The organism is Flavobacterium psychroterrae (assembly GCF_018380615.1).
Taxonomy (GTDB): Bacteria; Bacteroidota; Bacteroidia; order Flavobacteriales; family Flavobacteriaceae; genus Flavobacterium; species Flavobacterium psychroterrae.
The window spans coordinates 93,723-119,193 of the sequence record NZ_JAGYVZ010000001.1; the positions used below are offsets into that span (position 1 = coordinate 93,723).

The 25,471-nt window shown below is 35.1% G+C and carries 17 protein-coding genes; 10 read left to right on the forward strand and 7 right to left on the reverse strand.

The features are described from left to right. From KHA90_RS00360 to KHA90_RS00375, 4 genes are all read right to left on the reverse strand, one after another. Window positions 1-3,878: beta strand repeat-containing protein (locus tag KHA90_RS00360; RefSeq protein ID WP_213293623.1), on the reverse strand; the 3,878-nt coding region annotated here is incomplete at its 3' end. Window positions 3,879-4,717: 839 nt separating this feature from the next. Beyond that, window positions 4,718-5,470: a helix-turn-helix transcriptional regulator gene (locus KHA90_RS00365; protein ID WP_213293626.1), complete on the reverse strand. Its 753-nt coding sequence runs from the start codon at window positions 5,468-5,470 to the stop codon at window positions 4,718-4,720. A 36-nt stretch (window positions 5,471-5,506) separates the two neighbouring features. Beyond that, on the reverse strand, window positions 5,507-5,773 hold the full coding sequence (locus KHA90_RS00370; RefSeq protein WP_213293628.1) for a hypothetical protein: 267 nt from the start codon (window positions 5,771-5,773) through the stop codon (window positions 5,507-5,509). A 407-nt stretch (window positions 5,774-6,180) separates the two neighbouring features. Further along, window positions 6,181-7,068: a Fe(II)-2OG oxygenase family protein gene (locus KHA90_RS00375; protein WP_244860208.1), complete on the reverse strand. Its 888-nt coding sequence runs from the start codon at window positions 7,066-7,068 to the stop codon at window positions 6,181-6,183. A 497-nt stretch (window positions 7,069-7,565) separates the two neighbouring features. On the opposite strand from KHA90_RS00375, the gene KHA90_RS00380 reads away from it, so the two are divergent. The 9 genes from KHA90_RS00380 to KHA90_RS00415 all read left to right on the forward strand — a co-directional run bounded on the left by KHA90_RS00380 (window position 7,566) and on the right by KHA90_RS00415 (window position 18,965). Beyond that, window positions 7,566-8,198: a nitroreductase family protein gene (locus tag KHA90_RS00380; RefSeq protein WP_213293630.1), complete on the forward strand. Its 633-nt coding sequence runs from the start codon at window positions 7,566-7,568 to the stop codon at window positions 8,196-8,198. Window positions 8,199-8,225: 27 nt separating this feature from the next. Continuing rightward, the gene (locus KHA90_RS00385; RefSeq protein ID WP_213293632.1) at window positions 8,226-9,746 is read left to right on the forward strand and encodes a pyridoxal phosphate-dependent decarboxylase family protein; all 1,521 of its coding nucleotides are present in this window, start codon (window positions 8,226-8,228) and stop codon (window positions 9,744-9,746) included. Then, window positions 9,724-12,165: a GNAT family N-acetyltransferase gene (locus KHA90_RS00390; protein ID WP_213293634.1), complete on the forward strand. Its 2,442-nt coding sequence runs from the start codon at window positions 9,724-9,726 to the stop codon at window positions 12,163-12,165. The genes KHA90_RS00385 and KHA90_RS00390 overlap by 23 nt, the downstream gene beginning before the upstream one ends. A gap of 17 nt (window positions 12,166-12,182) precedes the next feature. Next, entirely contained in the window at window positions 12,183-13,520 is a 1,338-nt protein-coding gene (locus tag KHA90_RS00395; protein ID WP_213293636.1) for a lysine N(6)-hydroxylase/L-ornithine N(5)-oxygenase family protein, read from the forward strand. A gap of 219 nt (window positions 13,521-13,739) precedes the next feature. Continuing rightward, complete coding sequence (locus tag KHA90_RS00400) at window positions 13,740-15,065, forward strand: IucA/IucC family protein (protein ID WP_244860209.1); 1,326 nt, start codon at window positions 13,740-13,742, stop codon at window positions 15,063-15,065. 3 nt (window positions 15,066-15,068) lie between these two features. Continuing rightward, window positions 15,069-15,572: an IucA/IucC family C-terminal-domain containing protein gene (locus tag KHA90_RS25300; RefSeq protein WP_317197361.1), complete on the forward strand. Its 504-nt coding sequence runs from the start codon at window positions 15,069-15,071 to the stop codon at window positions 15,570-15,572. Next, window positions 15,572-16,978: an MATE family efflux transporter gene (locus tag KHA90_RS00405; protein ID WP_213293638.1), complete on the forward strand. Its 1,407-nt coding sequence runs from the start codon at window positions 15,572-15,574 to the stop codon at window positions 16,976-16,978. The genes KHA90_RS25300 and KHA90_RS00405 overlap by 1 nt, the downstream gene beginning before the upstream one ends. Window positions 16,979-17,271: 293 nt before the next feature. Then, complete coding sequence (locus KHA90_RS00410) at window positions 17,272-17,514, forward strand: acyl carrier protein (RefSeq protein WP_089351709.1); 243 nt, start codon at window positions 17,272-17,274, stop codon at window positions 17,512-17,514. Window positions 17,515-17,576: 62 nt separating this feature from the next. Beyond that, window positions 17,577-18,965, forward strand: a complete 1,389-nt coding sequence (locus KHA90_RS00415; RefSeq protein ID WP_213293641.1) for an AMP-binding protein — start codon at window positions 17,577-17,579, stop codon at window positions 18,963-18,965. Between the two features lie 513 nt (window positions 18,966-19,478). On the opposite strand, the gene KHA90_RS00420 is transcribed toward KHA90_RS00415, so the two are convergent. After that, window positions 19,479-21,818, reverse strand: coding sequence for a TonB-dependent receptor (locus tag KHA90_RS00420; protein WP_213293644.1), 2,340 nt, complete (start codon window positions 21,816-21,818; stop codon window positions 19,479-19,481). Between the two features lie 439 nt (window positions 21,819-22,257). Here KHA90_RS00420 and KHA90_RS00425 point away from each other — a divergent pair, with 439 nt between their 5' ends. Then, window positions 22,258-23,373 (forward strand): PepSY-associated TM helix domain-containing protein, encoded by a 1,116-nt coding sequence (locus KHA90_RS00425; RefSeq protein WP_213293646.1) that lies wholly within the window; start codon window positions 22,258-22,260, stop codon window positions 23,371-23,373. A 93-nt stretch (window positions 23,374-23,466) separates the two neighbouring features. Here the strand turns inward: KHA90_RS00425 and KHA90_RS00430 are convergent, their stop codons facing one another. Beyond that, window positions 23,467-24,678: an MFS transporter gene (locus KHA90_RS00430; protein WP_213293649.1), complete on the reverse strand. Its 1,212-nt coding sequence runs from the start codon at window positions 24,676-24,678 to the stop codon at window positions 23,467-23,469. A 59-nt stretch (window positions 24,679-24,737) separates the two neighbouring features. Next, window positions 24,738-25,319 carry a TetR/AcrR family transcriptional regulator gene (locus tag KHA90_RS00435; protein ID WP_213293651.1) on the reverse strand — a complete coding sequence of 194 codons (582 nt, stop codon included), beginning with the start codon at window positions 25,317-25,319 and terminating at the stop codon, window positions 24,738-24,740. Between the last annotated feature and the right edge of the window lie 152 nt (window positions 25,320-25,471).

Sequence of the window (25,471 nt, forward strand, 5' to 3'; positions counted from 1 at the left end):
GTGAAAGTAGTTTGAATGCCTGGTGTTGCTGGATCCAAATCTACTGTCGCAACATCAATTGTTCCGTCAACATCCGAATCATTTGTAGTAACATTGATCGTTACCGCCGTGTCTTCATTTGTCGTGATTGCGTCGTTTACTGCAACCGGATTATCATTTACCGAAGTAACCGTAATTGAAATCGTAGCAATATTCGATACCGCTCCGTTATTATCGTTTACCGTATAATTGATTGGAGTGGCTGTTCCGTTATAGTTTAAAACTGGCGTAAAAGTCACCACGCCTAAATTGTTAACCGTGTAAGTTCCCTGACCAGTTACGGTGAAAGTAGTTTGAATGCCTGGTGTTGCTGGATCCAAATCTACTGTCGCAACATCAATTGTTCCGTCAACATCCGAATCATTTGTAGTAACATTGATCGTTACCGCCGTGTCTTCATTTGTCGTGATTGCGTCGTTTACTGCAACCGGATTATCATTTACCGAAGTAACCGTAATTGAAATCGTAGCAATATTCGATACCGCTCCGTTATTATCGTTTACCGTATAATTGATTGGAGTTGCTGTTCCGTTATAGTTTAATACTGGAGTAAAAGTCACCACGCCTAAATTGTTAACCGTATACGTTCCCTCTCCAGTTACGGTAAAAGTGTTTTGGATTCCAGGTGTTGCAGCATCCAAATCAACTGTCGCAACATCAATAGTTCCGTCAACATCCGAATCATTTGTAGTAACATTGATCGTTACCGCCGTGTCTTCGTTTGTTGTTGCAGTATCATTGTTTGCAACAGGATTATCGTTTACAGCTGTTACCGTAATTGAGATCGTAGCAATATTCGATACCGCTCCGTTATTATCGTTTACCGTATAATTGATTGGAGTAGCTGTTCCGTTGTAATTCAAGACTGGTGTAAAAGTCACCACTCCTAAATTGTTTACCGTATAAGTTCCCTGACCAGTTACCGTAAAAGTATTTTGGATGCCTGGTGTTACTGGATCCAAATCTACCGTTGCCACATCAATTGTGCCGTCAACATCCGAATCATTTGTAGTAACATTGATCGTTACCGCCGTGTCTTCGTTTGTTGTTGCTGTGTCACTGTTTGCAACAGGATTATCATTTACCGATGTTACCGTAATTGAAATTGTCGCAATATTCGATACCGCTCCGTTATTGTCGTTTACCGTATAATTGATTGGAGTTGCTGTTCCGTTATAATTTAAAACTGGTGTAAAAGTCACCACGCCTAAATTGTTAACCGTGTAAGTTCCTTGTCCTGTTACAGTAAAAGTGGTTTGGATTCCTGGTGTTGCAGGATCCAAATCTACTGTTGCCACATCGATTGTGCCGTCAACATCCGAATCATTTGTAGTAACATTGATTGTTACCGCCGTGTCTTGGTTTGTGGTGATTGCATCGTTTAAAGCAACCGGATTATCATTTACCGATGTTACTGTTACAAGTTCATTTGCAGTAGCAGTTCCGCCATAACCATCACTAATTACATAAGGAATACTTATGGCTGTAGCTGAGTTGAAGTTTAATAATGGAGTAAAAGTAATTATGCCTGAAGCCGAAATATTTATTGTTCCGTTTGTTACTGAAATTGTTTGTACTCCACCTGTTAAAGTAGTTCCATTTATTGAAGTAATACTCAAAGTATCTCCATCAGGATCTGAATCCAGATTTAGCGGAGTTAACGTTATGGTATTGTCTTCTGCAACGGTATAATTATCATTTACAGCAACGGGTACTCTATTGATGACTTTTAAAATAGCCACATTTGATGAAAGTTGCGCACAAACATTTGATGTACTTGTGATGTCAACTCTATACTGATAATTATGAAAGGAACGTGGAATATTCGTTAACGTTAACGAATTAGTAGTTGCATTTGAATAAACTGGGCTTGTGCCTCCATTAACAACAGTTGTCCAGTTTAGCCCATTATCAATACTTTGCTTCCAAACATATACAAGCTGAGTTCCTGTAACAGAGGTTGCAAAAGTTGTACTTAAAGTAGGGTTTGTCGTTTTATCAGTTGGCTGTGTAGTAATCGAAACTTTGTTTGATACTAAATAATTGGCTTTTGATGAACCATTTGTATTTATTGGTGCTGCATATGAAGCAGCCGTAACTTTACCATCTGCGGCATTTGTTACAGGAGGATTTCCTGTACCATAATAACCATTTGAATCCGGATCTGCTGCAAAAGTTCCATATGCTTCTACAGAATCAGGGCATCCATCATTATCTGAATCTAAATCAAGTTGATTTATTATTCCGTCAAGATCCTCGTCATATCTGTCATCAACACCATCCGAGTTTGAATCTATAAATCCCGGAGCATCTTTATCAACATAATTTAATTTTTTATCCCCGTCTTGGTCTCCAAAAGGATCCGGTAAACTACCAATTTCTACCGTATCTAAAATACCATCATTATCATCATCTAAATCACATTCTACGTTCAGACCATCATTATCCTGATTTCCTTCATAATTAGGATTTTCAATAGGAATGTATAATGAAACACTTCCTCCTGCTAAACCATCCTGAGAACCATTTCTTTCGGCTGTAGAATGTTCTCCACCAATACCACCACTGGAAATCAATGTTACGTTTGCGGGCAGGCTTGCTAAAGAATACAGTAATGCACCACCACCACCACCACCACCGGGTCCGTGGACAACATTTGTATTTAAATCTTGTCCGTCACCACCTTTAGCAGATACTATAAGATTACCTGTAAAAACAGGAGTTTTTAAAACTACCGTTCCTCCGGCACCACCACCGCCTCCACCATCCGGAGAACCTGAAGGATTAACTGCTAATGGAGCAAAACCATTAGCTATAATTGAATAACCATTTCCAACAATTTCATTAGCAAAAATAATCACAATACCACCACCATCAGCAGCAGAAGAAGGATTACTTGTTGTTACATACCCTGAACCTCCGGCTCCTCCTAAAAAAACTTTATCCTGATTAAAGTACGTTGCTAAACTAACACCTCCAATACCTCCGGCATTTAGTCCATTAACATCGCACCAACGTTTACCACCTTCTCCTCCGGCACCAAAGTTAGATCCACCACCACCACCGGAATCACCTGCAACACCAGAACCTCCACCGTTTGCACGCGGTGAACGTCCTCTGTTTGAAGCCGTATTGTCTAAAACTATTCCATCTCCTTTGGTAAAAGAGCCGGTATAAGTACTGCTTTGAACATATTGTGTATTAGGATTCGTATTACAATTATTATCAGGTCCGTTTGTTAGCATTTGGATTCCCTGATAGCCTTTTCCTGCAACATCTATATTGGCATTAAAAGTTACTTTATCAGCCTGAATAGCTAAAACTCCTCCTGTTTTATCAGTGTTAATCCAGTCCTTTGCCGTCAAAGTTGCATTAATATTAACTGTTCCTGTATATTTAGGAACTCTGACAACCTGTACAAGACCTGCAATTGTATAACTTTTTACCAAAGGATAAACAGGTGTTATTACATTACCGGCAATACTTTTAATTTGAAAAAATTCATAGTTACCCGTATTATTAATTGCAGTTATAGCTCCACCTGAAATACTATTACTTACATTTATATCTGCACCTTTCATCTGGATAATCAAAGCTTTATCTCCAATAGAAAGTCCTGCAGTACTGCTAACTGTAATAGTATTAACGCAAGTTAAATCACAAGGAGCACAAACCGGCTGATTAATAGCCGTAACTGAAAAGTAGCTATTTACTATTCCAGAAATATTCGTTTGAGAAAAACCATGTAAATTAAATAATAAAAAAAGACAGACCAAAAGTCGGTTAAGACCCCTTTTTTTATTCGCCAATAAAATTTTTAAAAAAGTAAAGTTCACCATATAATAAATAATTAAATTCTTATGAAAAAAAGCAATTGGAGATCGTTAATCTCCAAATATTGTAAAATCAAAATCAAGCTTAAATGCCCGTAATCAGTATGATTTCAGCAATTAACAAGACTTTTACATTAACCAACTCCGCTACGTACGTAAAATGCGGAAGGATGGTTTTAGTATTTGATTTTTTATTGAAATAATTTCAAAATGCGATTGATTAGAAGTATCTGCTATAGAAAACTCTCTAATTATAGATTCTATTTCATTGTAATAACCCTGAAGAAAAAGAAAAGGCTGAAGTTTAAAATCAATGAAATTATTTTTTGAAGAATTGGAGTAACTTTTTAAAGCATTCCAAAGTTGCAGAATTGTAAGACTAATTTTTTTCAGAAATTGATATGAAGAATATACAGATAGTAATACAACTATACATCTTATAAAATTATTGAACCTGCAGGTTGAAAACATAAAAACGAAATAATCGAAAAAGTTATTTTTAAGCCGAATATCAAAAACAAAAAAGACGATTCTAAAATAATTTACAACTTGGCAAAAGGACCATAAGCACCACCAGCACAGTAATTTATTATTTTTATATCGTCGTATATTTTTTTTGGATCGTCAAATGTAGATTAAAATTAAACCTGTGAATAGTCAATTACGACATTTTTAAAAACAGGAATAAAATTGATTTTTTTGAAAGAAAAGAATTATTTTTATCGATTTTACGTTTTACATAAAATACTAATAATCAATAAATTAATTCAAAAACGTAAAAAACACATTTGAACGTTTTTTAGCAAAAATGAAGAATGATTTTGGAAAAAACTTTTTCGGCTGAATCAAAAACGCACCTCAGAAGGCAGTTGACCAAATCGTTTTTTAAAACTTGCGGCAAATCTGCCAGCCGAATCATAACCCGTTAAAAGAGCAATATTCTGAACATGAATATTGGAATTCTGGAGCAATTGCATTGCCAATAGCATGTTTTTTTCCTTATGATATTGCAGCATCGAAAAGCCAAAAACAATCTTGAAATTCGATTTTAATTTGGTTGGAGATGTATGTACTTCCTGAGCTATAACCTCAATGCCAATAAACGGAAGATGTAAATTTTGTAAGATGATCTTTTCGGCTTTAGCCACATTATGATAGTCTAAATTACTCAAAGAAATATTGTCTGTTATACGGCTATCATCAAAAGCATTATCAAAAAACTCCATGATAAGTTTCATTGATTTTTTCTTCAAAGCCGGCATATCAGTTTCCGGACTGTTTGCCTGTTCTAAATATTCAGATAACTCTGCTCCCATTTCATGCGCTTTTGGTGCAATATCCATCCAGGTGTAAGAGCCGCGCTCACCATTTAAAAACTTTTTAATGGCACGGCTATTTTTGAATTTTTTAGAACTAAAGTTTTTACTTGCCCAATCCTTTGTAATTGCAAAGCTAAAAAAACCGCCGGTTGCCCCCTTATAAAAATAACTTGAAATCTCAGTTTCCGGTTTACTAAAAGTCCAGCATGTACTTAAAATGCTTATTTCCTCCTCCTCTTTTACCTGAACTTTATATTCAAATACCGAAAAAGTCAACAAATAATAATCACTAACTTTATTAGGATCATAAAAAGATCACGTAACTATATTTTCCTTAATAATCATATTTATAACCAAAAGCCAGAAACCATCTTCAATTTCCCTGTAACACAATCTTGCTTTACAAAGAGATGTTTTTAACTTAATTACTTGTTTTGAAGGCAAGTGATTCATGACCGGAATTTTTAATAAACTATCTATCATAACCTCAGGAGAATTAAATAAATAGGGTATTTGAAAAAAATCATCTTTTAGAAGAAAAAGATATTTCTGAATGTTTTTTGGCCAATTATCTAAAGTCATGAATTTAATAGTACTTAGAAGTAATATAGTAAATATAACACTTACCGTCAAAAGTTGATTTACAAAAATAGAGATATCACGTTATATAATTAGCATAAACGTTAGAAAATAATCATAAAAAAGCCGGTAAAATCTTCACCGGCTTTTTCTAAATAACAAGCAATCTAATCGCAGAATTTTTATTTTTATCCAAAAAACCCGTAGAAGGTCATCGCGGAAATATAAGTAGAAAACTTCAAAAAATCTCCAAAGGTTTGTCATTTCGACACAAGGAGAAATCACACCAGAAACTCCATATAGAATATGCCAATCTTTGTCGATTCACAAGTGCGATTTCTCCTTCGTGGAAGGACAAAATTACGTTTGAACTTTGGGTTTTAGCGCCTTTAAAAGATTAATTTTAAATACTAATCAAGATCAAAAATATTTCCCAAATGTTCCTCCATAACAAAATACGGATTATCAGTTTGGGTTACAGATCTCATATGAATTAGGCTAGTTTTACTCATCATTCTTAACATCTGTCGGCGTTCGCATTTTACCATTTTGCCATTTTCTTCTCGTTGTCCGGCAACAAAAGCGCTTCGTCCGTGTGCGCATAAATGATTGTTTACAAAAATAACATCACCGGAATTGGGCACATATTCACTATTTATAAGTTCTTTGGCTTCATTCCAGAATTCGGTTAAATTATAAAGTGCTTCCGGAGTTTGCCCCGCATTTTCGTTAAAGATTTGTTCCGCAGCATCAAAACGAATAAAAGGAAGTTGTCGGTTTCCATATAATACAGAAGCCGTAGGTCCCGGATTCATCTGATTATCTTCATAATTAGCATCCTTCGGACATTGATAAATAGGATCAAATAATTTCTCCATGTTTTCATTTACCGCGCCATGAGAACGAATAGAATATAAAGTTGAAGGAACTCTTTCCTCATTTCTTAAATATAAAAAACTCAAAAAATCAGCCTGATTCAGTAAAAAAGCATCTTCGGTATGAACATATAAATCAGTTTTAGATCCTGATCCGGTTTGTGTTGCGGCCATTTTTTCATCCGGAATTACCGCATGCAGTAAACCTCCTCCCTTTCTCTGGGCATAATATTGAACAGGTTTTGAAGGAACTGCACCATGAAGCAGCGAACAAATAAACCCGTATTTATTCAGTTTATCATAATCTGCACCTTGCCAGTTTGGCGGAGTTGGACCTAAATCGTCCTGATCCACCTCTAAAAGTCCCTGAAAAACAATAGCGCCATATTGATTTGCCGAAAAATCAGAACCAAATTGACTCAAAATTCGACTAAGTCGTTCAGGAAGTAATTGAAAAGCGTGAAGATGCAGCGCAGCGATATAATCGGGGTTTTCATAATTGCCAAATGCCTTTACTAAAAGATTGCCAACATTCGATAAAATATTCCTCTCCTGAGGCGTTATTGCTACGATTAACGGATTTGTAGGAATTTAAAAATTTAAACTAGTTTCGGCAGCTATTTCATCTGCAATAATTGATTGTGATTTCATTTTTTCAATTCGTTTTTTAGTTACTAAAAGATTGGGGATTAAAAATTCAAATACGTAATAATCAATAACATATAATCCTTCATCATAAAGAGTCTGAATCAATATGTACGGACATTCGTATATTTTTTTTAAGATTTATTTTTTTTATTCAGATTAATTTATACATTTGCTCTACACTATTTTTATTTATTCTAAATAATAATTACTTACAAATATATTTTTATTTCATCTAAATAAAAAGAATTTTCTTAGAAAAATTTAAAAAATTTATGAAAATCAAGAACAAACCCAGTAAAATCAATACTTCAGATTCTTCTGATAAACTAAAAAAAATATCAAAGAATATTCGGAAAAGAAGAAGTGTCTATGCAAGTGAGTTTATCAAAAAAGAATTACCTGAAAAACTGCTTGAAGAGATTTTGATCAATGCAATATGGGCTCCAAATCACAAAATGACAGAACCTTGGAGATTTATTGTTTTTAGAGGAAAATATTTGAAGGAATATGGAGAATTTATGGCGCAGTATTATAAAAATTTCTATACCGAATTATCGGCTGAAGCCCAAAAAGAGAAATTGAATTACCTGAGAAAATATCCTTTAAATTCTGCTTGCATGATTGGCGTAATCATGGTTCGAAATACCAAAATCAATTTACCAGAATGGGAAGAAATCGCAGCAGTTGCAGCGGCAGTACAAAATATTGCACTGACTTGCACAGCACATAAAATAGGAAGTTACTGGAGTACCAAAGGGGTCGCAATAGATTATGTGGCACAATTTGATCTGGCAGAAAACGAAAAATCACTCGGACTTCTCTACCTCGGCTATTATCCAAAAGACTTAAAATCCTCTAAAAAGAAAAGAACTCCTTTATCTAAAAAAGTGATTTATCTCGAATAATAATAACAAACCCCTAAATAATACTTTATGAATACCACACTAATCAATGAAGAAGTCGCCGAAAAAGGACTTCTCGCCCAACAGGATTTGTGCAAAGACATTTTCCACCAAAATTCCGAAGCTGAATATGCGCAGGCTGTAAAACTGGCACAAGAACGCGTTTCGAATTTCCTGAAAAACAATCGCAAACCTTTCAGCGGCATCAGACCAGACGAAATGAAAACAAAAGTAGATGCTATAGATTTTGAATCGCCCCTACCCGATTACGAAAGTCTGCTGAACGAAGTTGACGATATTTATGTCAAACACGCCACCGCTTATCACCTTCCGGAATATATCGCGCACTTAAATTGTCCCGTTGTAATCCCTGCATTGGCTGCCGAAGTTTTGATAAGTGCCATAAATTCATCCCAAGATACCTATGATCAAAGTGCGGGCGGAACTTTTATGGAACGTAAACTTATTGACTGGACAAGCGAGCAAATTGGTTACACAAAAGGCGATGGTATTTTTACTGCCGGAGGTTCGCAAAGTAATCTTATGGGATTGCTTTTAGCCAGGGATTATTATTCTTTAGAGTTTCAAAAATGGAATATAAAACTTAACGGACTTCCGCCTGATGCATCAAAATTCAGAGTGTTTGTTTCTGATAAAGCGCATTTCAGCAATCATAAAAATGCCTGGATTCTGGGTCTTGGCGAACAGGCGATTGTACATGTTGGCGTGGATCAAAGATACCGCATGGATCCTGAAAAACTGGAAAAAGCCATTGCTCAGGAAATAGAAAAAGGAAATATCCCAATCGCGATTACTGCAACTGCAGGAACTACAGATTTTGGGAATGTTGATCCATTAAAAGCAATTGCTGAAATTGCCGGACGCTATAATTTATGGCTTCATGTTGATGCCGCTTACGGTTGCGGATTGCTTTTATCCAATAAACACAGACATCTTTTAAACGGAATCGAACTCGCAGATTCGGTAACTATTGATTATCATAAATCATTTTTTCAGCCAATAAGCAGCAGCGCTTTTATCGTAAAAAATAAACTTCACTTAAATATTATCAAGCATCACGCTGATTATTTGAATCCAAAAGAACAAAATTACGACGCACTTCCCGCACAAATCAACAAATCGATTATACAAAGTACACGCCGTTTTGATGCGCTGAAACTTTGGTTTACACTTCGCTATATGGGCAAGGAAAAATTGGGACAATTTACAGATACGATAATTGAAACCACTCAAAAAACAGCCGAATATATAGAATCTGATGACAACTTTGAACTTTTATGTCATTCTGATATGGGCGTTTTAGTGTTCCGATATCTTGACGGTCCAGCCGAATCCAACTCTTGCGAAGTCAATCAATACATTAAAGAAAAACTCTTTTTTAGCGGAGAAGTTCTCGTTGCAAGCACAAAAGTAAACGGAGAATTCTACTTGAAATTCACCATTTTCAATCCGATTACAACCCTAAATGACATTAAAAAAATACTTAACCTCATAAAACAAAACGGAAATGAATACCACAGACTTAACTAATTTTCGCCAAGTGGCAGAACAGGTAAATTTTAAATCCCTGCTCAATTGTTATTGCAGAGAATTCAGTAATTGGTGCCGTTACGAAGGTATTCCCAAATACGATCCAACTCTTGCTGATTTCATGCAAACCATTGATCATAGTTCCTTTTTAAGATTTGATTTTACAACAATTGGTCAGGAAGTTTTTGCGCCTTTGACTTATTTTTCTGAAAGTGGCGTTCATTCTTTCCGTTTTCCGGTTGTTTCAAGAAATAGCGCTACAGACGAATTCAGGGAAATAAATCCTATGGAATTTACGCAGCTTGTAAGCGAATTTTCTAAAACAGAATATCCTGATTTAGATGCAGTTCCTACGCAAAAACGTATGGAAAATAGTATCGAAAATCTGGCTTTATATCTGGAACATTATAAAAACAGCGATCAAAAAGCCAATAATCCTGAACAAAGTTTTATACAATCAGAACAATCTTTGATTTTAGGACACAGCGTTCATCCTTTGCCAAAAAGCCGTGAAGGTTTTACTAAAGAAGAATTGCTTCAATACTCTCCTGAAACTTCAGGAAAATTTCCGCTACATTTTTTCCTCGTTCATCCTGAAAATGTAATCGAAAAAAGTGCCGAAGATTATTTAATTACAGGTTATCTAAGAGACGAAATTTCTAAATATGCAGATGAAAATGCGAAAGAATTATTGACTTTTTATTCCAATTATAAAGTAGTTCCAGCGCATCCGTGGGAAGCCAATTTTTTACTGGAACAAGCGGAAGTTAAAGAAATGCAATCCAAACAACTTCTTTTTAATCTGGGGCATTTTGGACCTTCATATACTGCAACTTCATCTGTGAGAACGGTTTATAATGCCGAAAGTGAATGGATGTACAAATTCTCTTTGCATGTAAAAATCACTAATTCCTTCCGTGTCAATTATCTGCATGAATTAAATCGTGGTTATGATGCCGCACAATTAATGAAAACCGACTGGGGAAAAGGAATCCAAAAAGATTATCCTCAAATTCAACTAATTACTGATCCTGCTTTTATTGCCGTAACGTATAATGACAAAGTTATTGACGGTTTCAGTACAAGTGTGCGTCAAAATCCTTTTCACGGCTCTAATGCCAGGAAAAATATATCGATGGTAGCTTCGCTTTGTCAGGATGGGGTTTTAGGCGAATCACCAAGAATGCTGAATTTAATCAATGAAGCTGCAAAAAGACAAAATGCATCTGTAACCGAAACGGCGCTTGCATGGTTCAAACAATATCTGAATATTACGATAACGCCTTTGGTTGGTATTTTTAATAAATACGGATTTGGTTCTGAGTTTCATCAGCAAAATATGCTTGTTGAATTTGATGAGAATCTGTTCCCTTCAAAACTATATTTTAGAGACAATCAGGGTTATTTCTTCCGTAAGGGAAAAGTCGAAGAACTGGAAAAACTGATTCCTGATTTCGGAAAAGAAAGCAGATCTTTTATTGCAGAAAGTAGAATTATTGATTTCTGGGGATATTATCTTTTAGTAAATCACTTGTTTGGGGTTGTCAATACTTTGGGCAAAAATAAACTCGCTGATGAAACTGTACTTCTTAATTTAATCTACGAAGCCTTAAAAAAAGAAGAAGATTTAGATACAACCGGTTTGGTGGCACACTTTACAAATAGTGTCAAATTAGTCGTAAAAGGAAATTTATTGACGAGTTTGAACAATATGGACGAAGCCAGCGCTCCAAGAACAAATCCTGCGGTTTACAAAACTTTTCCAAACCCACTAAACAAACACTTTTTCTCTAAAAAACTGATTAATCCAAAAGAAAACAACACCCTTTTCAGTCGCTTTTTTGAGAAAGAAAACGTCACAATCACATTACGTCCGGTAGATATTGATAAGGATTTAGAAATGCTTCATGAATGGTTTCATCGTGAACATGCATTAAAAATCTGGCAGATGAACTGGCCAATTCGCGAACTCGAAGCCTATTACAGAATGCTGGTTCCCGGAGATCATTCGCATAGTTTTATAGGTGAAGCAAACGGCGTTCCTACTTTTAATATCGAAGTATATTGGGCAAGCCGTGATATTGTGGGCAATTATTATGATGTTTTACCATCAGATTATGGAACGCATCAATTTATTGCACCAATTGATCCAAAACTAAAATACGGTTCACCATCAACACAATCTATGATGGATTTTGTTATGGGAGAATCAAAAGTGGGCAAAATGGTGGGCGAAGGTGCTGTAGATTCAATTGCATCGATGATGAACAAAGCGCATGTAGGTTTCAAAATCGAGAAAGTAATCGAAATGCCACACAAAAAAGCCAATCTTAATTTTTGTTACAGAGAATGGTATTGGGCAAAATTTCCTGCTGCAAAAGATTTTCAAAATAACACAGTTGCAGCACCTCAGGTTTAATTCATAAAAAAACAAAAATGAGTACAGAAAAAATATATTCAGTAATCGGGATTGGGATTGGGCCTTTCAATCTTGGTCTTGCCGCTCTTATCGAACCCGTTGAAGATTTATCAGCATTATTTTTTGATCAGTCAGAAAACTTTGACTGGCATCCGGGATTAATGTTGGATAATGCAACGCTTCAGGTTCCGTTTTTAGGAGATTTAGTCACAATGGCTGATCCAACAAATAAGCATAGTTTTCTGAATTATATCAAACAAAGCGGACGTTTATATACGTTTTACATTCGTGAAAACTTCTTTATCTACAGGCGGGAATATAATGCATATTGCAAATGGGTCGCTTCGCAATTGCCTAATTGCAAATTCTCACATAAAGTGGTTTCAATAGATCATGTTGATAATGTTTATAAAGTCATGGTTATCAATACTCAGACTTGTTTAACATCAACTTATTATGCCACTAAAATTGTTTTGGGAACAGGAACCTCACCGCATATTCCTGATTTTATAGATCCTGAATTGCCTAATTTAATTCACGCTTCAAAATACCTGAATTTCAAATCTCGTATTCCTAAAAACGCAGCTGTAACTGTAATTGGTTCAGGACAAAGTGCTGCCGAAGTTTTCCGTGATCTTCTTCCGGCAACCCAAAACGGATTAAAGCTAAAATGGTTTACGCGTTCGTCTCACTTTTTTCCGCTTGATAATAAATCAAAACTAACGCTGGAATTGACTTCTCCGGAATATGTGGATCATTTTCATAGTTTATCCGATGAAAAAAGAAAACACCTTTTAGCCAGACAACACGGACTTTACAAGGGAATTGATCAGGAATTAATCAACGAAATTTTCGATAGTTTATACGAAATGAGTTTAGAAGATACACCGCTAAATGTCGAATTACGCTCGAATATGCGCCTGACTTCGGTCAATGAAGAAGCTGACGGAACTTATAATCTGGATTTTATTCACACAGAACTCGATCAGCCATTTGAAGATCAAAGCGATTATGTGATTCTGGCAACAGGTTATAAATACAAAGAACCGGCAATTTTATCCGGAATTGAAAGCAAAATCAATCGTCTGGAAAATGGTCTATTTAATGTGAATCGCAATTACACAATCGACAAAAACGGAACGGATATTTTTGTTCAGAATGCTGAATTACATACGCACGGACTTTCGACTCCGGATTTAGGAATGGGCGCTTACAGAAATTCCTGCATCATCAATCAACTTGCAAATCGTGAAGTATATAAAGTCGAAAAAAGAATTGCATTCCAGCAATTTGGTGTACAAAAAGCAACTTCAGAATTGTCTGCGAATAATGTGCTGGAATTAATAAACGAGTAATCTGTGTATTAATGAAGATTTTATTTAACACATAGAAACATAGATTTTAGTTGCAAAAAAAGACAAAAAAGAGAAATATATTTCTTTCATAAAGCAAGCTTTGTGCATTAAAAATAAGTGAAACGCCTTTATTGAGAATACAAAACCTATGTCTGTATGTGTTAAAATGATGCCTTAACGGATTAAACAAGCAATTAAATAATTAGAAAAACAACTAGAATGATAACCCCAGAAAACACATTCAAAGACGCACAACATCTCAACGCGGTCACTTGGGATCAGGTAAATCGAAATTTACTTGCGAAAAGTATTGCCGAATTAATGCGGGAAGATGTGGCAAAACCACAAATAATCAGCAAAGATGAAGATGGACTTACCCACTTTATCCTAGACACTGACAAGGAGAATATTTATTATAGTTTTTCGGCTTACCCGAGGTTTCTCCACTATTGGCATATTGTAAAAGAGAGCATTTATAAAATAGAAAACGAAGTAAAATTAGATCACATTGATGTACCGAATTTCTTTATTGAACTTCAGGAAACTTTTGGAGTCAACTCATTCACGCTTGCACATTATGTCGAGGAATTGCTTCATACTTTATATGCCGATGCTTTTATTCATTCAAGACGTCGTTTGTCGGCTTCAAAATTGGCCGATGCCGATTTTCAAACCATAGAACACAGTCTTGACGGTCATCCGTGGGTCATTGTAAACAAAGGCAGAATTGGTTTTGACTCAAAAGATTATGAAAATTTCACCCCAGAATCCGGTCAAAAGACACGTTTGGTTTGGGTTGCCGCTCATAAAAACAGAGCCACTTTACGTTTACAAAGTGACATGAATGAACAAAGTTTTTATGAAAATGAAATTGGTGCTGAAAAATTATCGGAACTTAAAAATAAGCTCAATCAGTCAAAAGTAAATCCGGACGATTACATTTTTATTCCAGTCCATTTATGGCAATGGCAAAATAAACTTGTCATGCAGTTTGCCAATGATATTGCATCTAAAAACCTGATTCCGTTAGAATTGACCGAAGATATTTACAGTCCGCAGCAAAGTATACGTACTTTTTTCAATCAGAGTAAACCCAATAAACATTATGTAAAAACTTCCATGTCAATCTTGAATACAAGCCATATTCGAGGTTTGTGTCCGAAACAATTGTCGATTGCGCCACTTTTAACCGAATATATTAAGGACATTTTAAAAAAAGATCAGCATTTGCAAAAAATGGGCGTTGTGCTTCTGGGCGAAATGGTTTCGGTTTCGTACACACATCCAAATTATAGCAAAATTGAAAATTATCCTTATCAATACAATGAATATTTGGGTGCGATGTGGCGCGAAAGCCCAATAAATTTTCTAAAACACGGCGAAAATCTAATGACAATGGCGGCACTGCTTTATGTCGACGATCATGGCAAAAGCCTTGTCGAAGAATTGATCGAAAAATCAGGAATTTCTACAGAACAATGGTTAAAAGCGTATATGACCGCGTATTTAAAACCGGTGCTTCAAATTTATTACCAACATTCCTAATGCATTGATCCTCACGGGCAAAACGTGATTTTGATTCTAAAGGATTATGTCCCAACCCGAATCGCTTTACAAGATTTTGTGGGAGATATTTTAATTAATGAAGAAGGAAAGAAAAAGCTTCCTCAGGAATTTATCGATAATATGTTTAATACTTCTCCAAATCCTGAAAATGCGCCTTTAACGATTCTTATTGCTGTTTTTGATGCTTTTTTCAGATATCTGAGCGACGTATTAATTACAACGGCAGATTATTCTGAAGCGTCTTTCTGGAATTGCGTTCATGAAATTGTTATAGAATTTCAGCAGGAACATCCGGAATTACAGGATTTGTTTGATAAATACAATTTGTTCATTCCTGAGTTTAAACGCCTCATCTTTAATAGCCGACGTTTATATAATGGTTATGAAGAAACTGTCGGATTTCCACACATGAAAAAAAGTGGTTTTATTCCAAATCCGCTGCATCAATTGATCCATGAAGAAGTACTAACCGTAAAAGAAAACTAATGAAAGAAGCAATTTTAAAAACACGCTCTTTCTTTGGTCTTTTAAGGCGTTCGCTTGCCGGAACCGAAAGTAATTTCACTTCCGGAAGCATCAACAAAACCATTATTTTATTGTCGGTTCCAATGGTTGCCGAGCTCTTGATGGAATCTTTATTTGTATGTTCAAACCTGTTTTTTGTGAGCAGATTAGGCACAAATGCCATTTCTATTGCCGGAGCAACGACAACTTTTATCACCTTTTGTTATTCGGTTTCAATAGGACTTGGAATTGCAGCATCGGCAATGATTTCAAGACGAATTGGTGAGAAAAAATTCAAAGCCGCCGGACAAACCGCCATGCAGGTTATTTACATCACAACGCCAATTGCAGCCATTATAAGTGTTGTCTGCGCAATCTGGACAACTGATATTATGGACGCAATGGGACTTTCGGCAGTAATGGTTCAGGAAGGAACTACGTACGGAATCGTGATGTTTGCCTCAAGCGGATTCCTGATTCTGCGCATCGTAATCAACGGAATATTTCGTGGCGCGGGCGATGCTTCAACCGCAATGAGAATCCTTTGGCTTTCAAACGCAATCAACATTATTTTGTGTCCCGTATTTATTTATGGCTGGGGTCCCATTCCAGCTTACGGTTTACTTGGCGTGGGATTAGCTACCTTAATTGCCAGAGTTATTGGCGTACTTTATCAGGCTTATTATTTAGTGCGAGGTAAAAACGTAATGAAAATTGGAAAGGCACAATTATTACTCAATTTCGCCATTTTAAAAAGAGTCGTAAAACTGGCATTTGGCGGAACGGTTCAATTTATTATTCCCGCTTCAAGTTGGGTATTTATGATCAAGATTATGTCCCATTTTGGACCCAATGCATTGGCAGGATATATTTTAGCACAAAGAGTAACTTCGATCGCAACAATGCCGGCCTGGGGACTTGGAAACGCAGCCGGAATATTAACCGGACAAAATCTTGGAGCAAAACAACCGGATCGAGCCGAGAAATCAGTATGGAGAGCAGGAATGTTAAACATGGGATTTCTGGTGATCATAGGAATCTGCTGGATTTTCCTCGCCGTTCCGGTTGTAAAAATCTTTACGGATATTCCTGAAGTGATATCGTTTAGTACGAGATACATACATTTTATATCAATGGCATATATTCTTCTGGGATATACAATGGTGATTTCAAGAGCGCTCAACGCAGCCGGCGAAGTCAAAGTAGTTACCTGGCTTTATATTTTAATGTTTTATATCGTCCAGATTCCCCTCGCCTATGCTTTAGGAATTTCATTGGAATTTGGATCAAATGGAGTTTTTACCGCGATTCTTCTTTCGGAAATTGTATTGGCGGTTGCCTGTATCATTGTCTTCCGTAAAGGAAAATGGAAACATACGAGAGTTTAAATTATCAGCGTATTTTTTGTCATTTCGAGGAACGAGAAATCTCATCAAACAGCTCCCACACAGATGGGGTCGCTAGCTTTGTCGAGTTACAAGTGTGATCCTTCGTTCCTCAGGATGACAAGATTATGTTATAATAGCGAAACATAATATTTCACGCAGATTTAACAGATTCGAGCAGATTATAGCAGATGTAATTCGATATAATAATCTGCACATATCTGCTTAAATCCTTTTAAAATCTGCGTGAAAAAATTAGCAAAGTATATTAAAACAACAATTTAAATAATAGAAAAATGAGTACAATAGAACAATTACACGGAGTATTTGCAAGAGCTTTTGAAATTCCTGTTGAGGCAGTAAACGACGAATTAGAATATCAGGCTATTGCCGAATGGGATTCTATGAGTCATTTGGTTTTGGTTGAAGAACTTGAAAGTACCTATAATATCTCTATAGAAATGGAGGATATTCTGGAAATGGGAAGCGTAACAAAAATAAAAGATATCCTAAAAAAATACGGATTCGAAATTAATTAAAAAACACGTTAGATGTAATTATTTTTTAATTCTATCTAACAGATTAAACCCAACTTTAACCTATGGAATTATACGATTTAATCAGAAAAAATGAAAAACTGACTTTTACAGATTCTTCGACAGGAATTTCAAAATCAATTTCAGAAATGCATCAATCTTTAGAAATTGAAAACCTGCGTTCTGTGGTTTTTATCTACAATGACAATCAGTTGCCGGCAATCGAAACATTGCTGAATTTTTATCAAAGCAGGTTTACAATTGCTTTACTGGGAATGGGATTATTAGAGAATTTCAAGGAAAATTTAGAACAAAAATATACTCCTTATTATATCTATGATCCGTCAAGAACTGAAATTGAAGGTTATGTTGCAGTAAATGCTTCGGAAACGATAGTATTGTTTAAACGAAATGTCAATTTAATTTATGCGATACATGCCAAAACAAAACTTTTATTAAGCACTTCGGGAACTACGGGTTCACCAAAATTCGTCAGACTTTCTGATGAAAATCTGGTGCAGAATGCAAAGTCGATTATGGAATATATGCCAATTCGATCAGATGATGTTGTGCCGCTAAATGTGCCTGTTAATTTTGTGTACGGCTTATCTATTTTCACGACGAATTGCATCAAAGCAAACCAAATTGTATGTACGGATAAAGATGCTTTTCAGAAAGAATTTTGGGCAGATTTTAAAAAATACGGATATTCTACTTTAGGCGGAGTTCCTTATTTTTATGAGATGTTGTACAGCATAGGATTCTTCAAAAAAGATCATCCTTCGTTAAGATATCTGACTCATACGGGCGGAATGCTGAATCATAAATTAATCGAAGCAATTTCAGATTTCAGTGAGAAGTTTAACAAACAATTCTTCGCTCAATACGGTCAAACTGAAGCTTGCGGAAGAATGGCGTACTTGCCTCCAAAAGATCTTTTGAGAAAAGGAACATCAATTGGTTTACCCATTAAAAACGGACGTTTTGAAATCGATAATGAAACAGATGAACTGATTTATATTGGTCCGAATGTTTTTGGCGGTTATGCCAATATCAGAGCGGATCTTCAGTTCTTTGATCAGGAAGAAAAACTCCATACAGGCGACAAAGCCCGAATAGATGATGAAGGCTACTATTATATTGTAGGCAGAATAAAACGTATTGTAAAACTATTTGGCGTCCGCCTTAATCTCGATGAAACGGAACTGCTTTTAAAGGATGCTCTTGGCGGACAAACTTTTATTTGCTTAGGAATAAACGATAAACATTTAGCCGTAATGTACACAGACGAAAGTTTGAACAAAGAGTTAATTCTAAAAGTCCTGAAAGCAAAACTGAATCTTCATGCCAGCTCCTTAAAAGTGATGCACATTGAGGATGTGCCGCTTACGCCAAATGGAAAAGTAAATTATCCATTGCTTAAGGAATCTCTTGAATTGGAGAGTTACGCTTAAGTTTTAGTTTACAGTTTTCAGTCTCAGTTTACAGTTTTCAGTCTCATTATGCAAGAATGCTGAGACTGAAAACTGTAAACTTTTTGACTTTACTATTAAAATTTTTCTCATTTTTTGTCATTTCGACGAAGGAGAAATCACATCCAGAGAGCTACGCACCGTACGGATTCAGCAAATGTGATTTCTCGTTCCTCGAAATGAAAGTTCGCGGTTATGACTGCGAAATATAAAAAATCACTACAAAACTTCTAAATAAAAAAAGGCTCCTGACAAAAAAAATGCCAGAAACCTCAAATAAAAAAAACAAAAAACATCTTTATTTTATAGAACTGCAAAGTATTCATTATAAAATTTTCAGCATTGATAACTGTGACTGAATACTGAGACTGAATACTGAGATTGAAAACTGTGACTGATAACTATGACTGAAAACTGTGACTGAATACTGTGACTGAAAAAACTGTAACTGAAAACTGTAACTGAAAACTGTGACTGAAAACTGTAAACTAAGTATTAAAATCTTAAAGTTAAATTAACCAAGAAATTTGCCGGAGCCTGAGGTGCTCCCCATGAACTCCAATATTGTTTATTAGACAAATTGTTAATCTTAAGTCCAATTCTCCAGTTAGATTGTTCATAAAATAATGACTGATTATAAACAGTATATGACGGAATATAAAAAGTATTTGTGGTTGCCATATAAGTTTTATCTACATAATTAGCGCCAACACCAATACCAAGACCTTTTAATACACTTTGAAATTTATACGAAGCCCAAAAGTTTACCACATCTTCAGGTGCATCTTGTGCTTTATTACCTTCAATTGCTTTGTTAGCTTCACTTGTTTTTACAATACGATTATCATTATACGCATATCCTGCGGTAATATCTAAACCAGCAAACGGATGGGCAAGAAATTCAAATTCAACACCTTTACTAACCTGTTTTCCATCTTGTTCGTACACTAAATCTGCTTGTCTGATTACGGCATTATCATTTGTAATCTTGTAATAACTAACCGTAGCGCTTAATTTTTTATTGAATAATTCGGCTTTTACACCACCTTCAAATTGATTTGCATAAAGCGGATCCAATATTAATTGTTCACCGCCAGGTTGAGTCACCGGAGCTAAATTTTGAAATCCGTTCATGTAATTTCCAAAAATAGAAACCTGATCCTTAACAATTTGGTATACAATTCCCAATTTTGGTGATAATGAATTTTGGCTGTAACCCGGAACTGTTCCGCTTTCTTTTCGGTCAAAATTATCCAAACGTAAACTAGCCATTGCAAAAAATCTGTCGGCAACACCTAAAACATACGATCCATAACCACTAAAAGTATATTCATCTCTTCCCGCTCTGATAACAGGTGCGAGCAATACTTTGTCAATTTCGTTTCTTCTAACAGGATTAAAATTCGTTGCAACATCAATAGTTCTAAATGGCGCTGCAGGAGTTGGCGTTGATGAAAATGTATCCGTATAATACCTGTAATTTGCACCAAATAAAATTTTATGTTTTAAAATTCCTGTTGTAAACTCACCGTTAATATTTTCCTGAATATTGGTATAATTACTTGAAATAGGTCCAAAAAGTGTTGCACGCATTGTAGCCGTAGTTGGCGAAGTCCACGTTGGTAAAACCTGATAACTATAATCCACATCTTCATTTACATAGGAGAATAAAGTAGTTGATTTCCACTTTTCAGATATTTGATATTCACCCTGAACAAATGCTTTTGATGACGAAGATTTTGCATCGGCATCATCATAAACTAACGATTTTTTATACGCTAATTTTATATCTCCAGGATTTGTAATTCCTGATGCAGTTGTTACAGCTGGATATAAAACCCTGGTATTATTAACTTTATACAGCTCAGCATCAATACTAAAAGTAAGTTTTTCACTAGCTTTAAAAGTGATACTTGGTGTAAAAGAAATAGTTTTATTAAATCCATAATCTAAAAAACTTTTTTCGTTATTAACCGCTGCATTAATCCTGAAAAGTACATTTTTATCTTTAGTCAAAGGAGTATTTACATCAACAGTAAGTCGGTTTACACCAAAACTTCCTCCGGTATAAGAAATCTCAGAAGCTGTTGCTTCAAAAGGTTTTTTAGTAACCAGATTCACAACACCTCCAAAAGAAGAAGCAGACGATCCAAACAAAGTTCCGGACGGACCTTTTAATACTTCGATACGCTCAACATTTGCAATACCCACGCTCGATCTTCCAGACAGCGTTTCCATACCGTTACGTGAATTAATCCCTACTGTAAAACCTCTAAAGATAACAGCAAATCCGCCCGAAGGATAAGTAAGTGGTACAACTCCCGGCGCATTTCTTACCGCTCCGGCAACATCAATTACAATTTGTTCCTGAATAAGTTCCTTATGAATTACATTATAAACCTGAGGATTTTCTATATTTTTAAGAGGCATTCTGGCAACATATTGCGTTTTCTTAGAAAGTAAACTTTTTTTGTTGTTAATGACAACCTCCTGTAGTTCCTTGTTTGAAACCTTTAATTGTACATTTACAATTGCAGTTTTATTGTCTTCAACAGTTACTTCTTTTTCTGAAGTTTCATAACCCGCAAGAGAAATTTGCAGCGTATAAATGTTTTCTCTTACTCTGCCGATTTCAAAATTACCATCCTCGTTAGATGTTGTTCCGTATTTTGAATTTTTAAGTATGATATTGACATCTGATGCCGGTTTACCATCAGATGTGGTTATTTGTCCCTTTATTTTTCCATGATTTTGTTGTCCAAAAGAAGATAAGACTGAAAATAAAAAGCTCAGAATAAATAAAAACTTTGACGTTCTTAAGTAAAGATATTTCATTGAATTTAAGTTTTGGTTATTATTTTGCTCTTATTTAGAATTAATAAAAACAGTGCAAAAGTAGAAATTAATAATTGTTTAACAAGTATTATTTATAATAATTCTGAATAATAATTATTTTGAACTAGTCTGTGACACAGAAATTCAATCCTTTTTTATATAATTCATGCGCAGTAAAATGTAATTTTAAACTGTTTTAATAATTCTGGAAATCAGTAATATCAGGAAAATTAACATGTGAATTCTATTTTGCACGTTGGCTGATTACTACGTCGATTTAAACTTTAAAAGATTCATTTTCTTTTAAAGTTTTTGATAGATTTAGTCTAAATAAGTATAAATTTGTGGCAGAATTTTACAATATAAAAGCAACTCTATTATATAGTAACAAAATCAAATAGTATTTCTATTTGAATAATAGATTGAAAAAACAGCGTCTATGAAGAAAGGATTAAAAAAAAATATTGGGTTCCTGCATCTATGGCTCGGACTTGGTTCTGGTTTAATTGTATTTATAGCTGCATTAACGGGCAGTATTCTGGTTTTTGAAAAAGAAATTGACAAAGCCGTAAATCCTGAATATTATAACGTTGCAACAATTGGAACATCAAAAAAGACAATTGATTATTGCACGGATATATTACAGAAACAATACGCAATAAAAAAAATTACCCGCATTTATACGTTTAATGATCCTTCGCGCACGATGCAAATCCTGGCAAAGGATTCAGATAAAAAAGCGCAGTTTTTTTCTTTTGATCCTTATACGGGGAAAGTTCTGGCGACAACTCCGCAGGAAAGCCGGTTTTTTGTCATTGTTTTATCCCTACACAGGCAATTGCTGTTGGGAGAAACTGGCGAAATCATTATGGGAACATCTTGTTTAATCTTTGCTTTTATGCTTATTTCCGGAATCATTTTATGGTGGCCAAAAAAGATAAAAAATCTAAAACAGCGATTAACCGTAAAATGGAATGCTTCGTTTAAAAGAGTCAATTGGGATTTTCATTCGACCTTTGGGTTCTACAGCTTTATAATTCTTTTGGTTATTTCCCTTACCGGATTATCATTTGCATTTAATTGGTTTCAGGACGGTGTTTATTTCCTCGCTGACGGGACCACAAAAAAACCATCTGCAAAAGTAGAAAACCCAACAAAAACAGATCCAAAACTCAATACTACAGCCTTTTACCAAAGTATTTACAATAAAGCCGACAGTATTTTTCCGTACAAGGGAAACATTCAAATCAGGATGCCTGTTGACACCATCAATAGTATTTTAGTATTGAAAGAAAATATAGAAAAAACAATTCCCAATCAATCCAGCGCTGCTTATTTTGACAAATATACTACCGAAGAAATTGAAGCAAGACCTTATGAATCTTTTTCTACCGGAGACAAAATAAAACGTCTGAATTACCCCATTCATACCGGAAGCATTTATGGTTTAACTACTAAAATAATTGCTTTTTTGGTCGCTCTTTTTGCCGCCACATTACCCATCACGGGATTGTTGATTTGGCTTGGGAAAAAGAAAAAAGGAACAAAAAAATAAGGACTTTAGATATAGTACGCCATTAAAACAATAAAAAGGGATTTAAAATATATAGCTATTTTAAATCCCTTTTCTTTATCTCATTAAATTTTATTATTTCACAGGATTTTTGGCAAGACTCAGCACTCTGTATCTATTGAAGATCATAAAAACTATACCGACAATAAATATCAAGGAAATGTTTGCAAATCCTAATAGCAACTGACTTTTTACAGCATATAAATTGACAAAACCATAACTAAGAATTGAACTTATCATATACGTTCCTCCTCCTGTAAGTCCGCTTGCTACTCCGGCATTTTTAGAAAAACGGCTTAAGCAATAGCCGTAAATATTATTAAAAATAAATCCCCCACAAATATTGATTCCCATTGTAAAACCTATTAATGTATAAATATTACTGGTTACAGAAGCTGTAGAAATCATTAGAAGTACCAAAATAACTTGTGTTGTAACGGCGATAGTTACTTTTTTTGCCAAAGGTTTATGAATAAGCGATTTTGCAATAATACCACCTGTCATAACGCCTAAGCCAGATAATAAAGAACTGTAACCCGTTGTAATGGCGGAGTAACCCAATACGCGTTCTACAATAAACGGACTCGACAAACTGTAAACTACAACAAGACCAAAACAAATTGCCAGAATTAATATCCCTAAAGTAAAATCGCCTGATTTTAGCATTCCAGTGTAGGTTTGTGCAATGGTTTTTAATTTAAACGGATGGAAATATTTTAGTGATTCTCCACTATACAAAAGTTCTAAAATCAGAAAAAGAAAGGATAATCCGCCAAGGAAATAAAAGTTAGATCTCCATCCAAAACTATGTTCTAAATATCCTCCAAGAAATGGAGCCATAATGGGGGCGCAAGCCCAAATAATTGAAAAGGAACTAATATAACTTTTTAACTTCGCACCCGAATAGAGATCTACAAAATAGGCGCGTTTTGCAATTACAATAAAGGCAATGGCGATTCCCTGAATAATTCGCATGGCATAAATAACATTAATATCAGGAACAAGAGCAATGACAAAACTGGTTGCAGAAAATACAGCAAGTGATGCAATACTAATTTTAAAACGCCCAAAACTGTCTAATATACTCCCAATAAAAATCTGGCTTACGCCGAGACTAAACATAAAAAACACTAGCGAAAGCTGAACGGCTCCAGCCGAAACATGCAGATCTTTTGCCATCGCCGGAAGTGAGGGTAAATAAATATCTGTGGCAAATCCGGATAACGGAATAAGGCAAAAGGCTAATAAGGTACTGAAACCCTTATGATTTTCTGGTAAATTTTTCATTTTTTAAAATTAATTAGCATTAAATAAGACTGATCGGTCTAAAATTATTCAAAAAAAAACTACAACATATAGCTTTCAAATTCAGTTTTGATACTTTCCAAAACAATTTTCATTTGTTCATCACTTCCTAAAATTTTTCTACATAAAATAGCACCTTCAATCATGGCAAAAACTTTTATGCTAAAATGTTTCGGATTTACTGCTGATGATAATTCTTTATTTTTGATTCCATCTTCGACTATAGTAAAGAATCTGCTTTGAGCTGAATGTATGGCTTTTTTGACCTGCTCTTTCATAACAGGATTTGTATCGTCAGCTTCGGTTCCAAAATTTAAAATCGGACAACCGTCCGCTGTATTTAAATCGTTGGCATAAACATTCAGTAAATTAAACAGTTTTTCTTTAGCCGATTTTCCTTCAGCTACGGCATTATTTAATTTTGTAGACAATTGAGTTCTTAAATAAAGAAATGATTCTTTGCAAATCTCTTCTTTGTTTTCAAAATTTCCGTAAATACCGCCTTTTGCCAGTTTTGTAGCTTCCATAATATCGCTCAATGAAGTTCCCGCCATTCCTTTTTTGTTGATTATAGGAGCCGATGTTTCAATGATAAATTGTCTGGTTCTTTCTGCTTTACTCATAGCTTTTTATTTGAGAGAACAAATTTAGACCGTTCGGTCTTTATTTGCAAACATTTTAACTTTTATTTTAATTATTAATGGTTTATGATTTTTTATTGACTTGCTATAAAACCAATCTCTATTAAGTAAACCCTAAAAAAGCGCATTAATAA

Excerpts from the sequence above, each read along its gene's own strand:
- KHA90_RS00390 (WP_213293634.1), top strand. The coding sequence starts at position 9,724 with ATGAATACCACAGACTTAACTAATTTTCGCCAAGTGGCAGAACAGGTA.
- KHA90_RS00395 (WP_213293636.1), top strand. The coding sequence starts at position 12,183 with ATGAGTACAGAAAAAATATATTCAGTAATCGGGATTGGGATTGGGCCT.
- KHA90_RS00370 (WP_213293628.1), bottom strand. The coding sequence starts at position 5,773 with ATGACTTTAGATAATTGGCCAAAAAACATTCAGAAATATCTTTTTCTT.
- KHA90_RS00405 (WP_213293638.1), top strand. The coding sequence starts at position 15,572 with ATGAAAGAAGCAATTTTAAAAACACGCTCTTTCTTTGGTCTTTTAAGG.
- KHA90_RS00425 (WP_213293646.1), top strand. The coding sequence starts at position 22,258 with ATGAAGAAAGGATTAAAAAAAAATATTGGGTTCCTGCATCTATGGCTC.
- KHA90_RS00430 (WP_213293649.1), bottom strand. The coding sequence starts at position 24,678 with ATGAAAAATTTACCAGAAAATCATAAGGGTTTCAGTACCTTATTAGCC.
- KHA90_RS00415 (WP_213293641.1), top strand. The coding sequence starts at position 17,577 with ATGGAATTATACGATTTAATCAGAAAAAATGAAAAACTGACTTTTACA.
- KHA90_RS00410 (WP_089351709.1), top strand. The coding sequence starts at position 17,272 with ATGAGTACAATAGAACAATTACACGGAGTATTTGCAAGAGCTTTTGAA.
- KHA90_RS00380 (WP_213293630.1), top strand. The coding sequence starts at position 7,566 with ATGAAAATCAAGAACAAACCCAGTAAAATCAATACTTCAGATTCTTCT.
- KHA90_RS00435 (WP_213293651.1), bottom strand. The coding sequence starts at position 25,319 with ATGAGTAAAGCAGAAAGAACCAGACAATTTATCATTGAAACATCGGCT.
- KHA90_RS00385 (WP_213293632.1), top strand. The coding sequence starts at position 8,226 with ATGAATACCACACTAATCAATGAAGAAGTCGCCGAAAAAGGACTTCTC.
- KHA90_RS00400 (WP_244860209.1), top strand. The coding sequence starts at position 13,740 with ATGATAACCCCAGAAAACACATTCAAAGACGCACAACATCTCAACGCG.
- KHA90_RS00420 (WP_213293644.1), bottom strand. The coding sequence starts at position 21,818 with ATGAAATATCTTTACTTAAGAACGTCAAAGTTTTTATTTATTCTGAGC.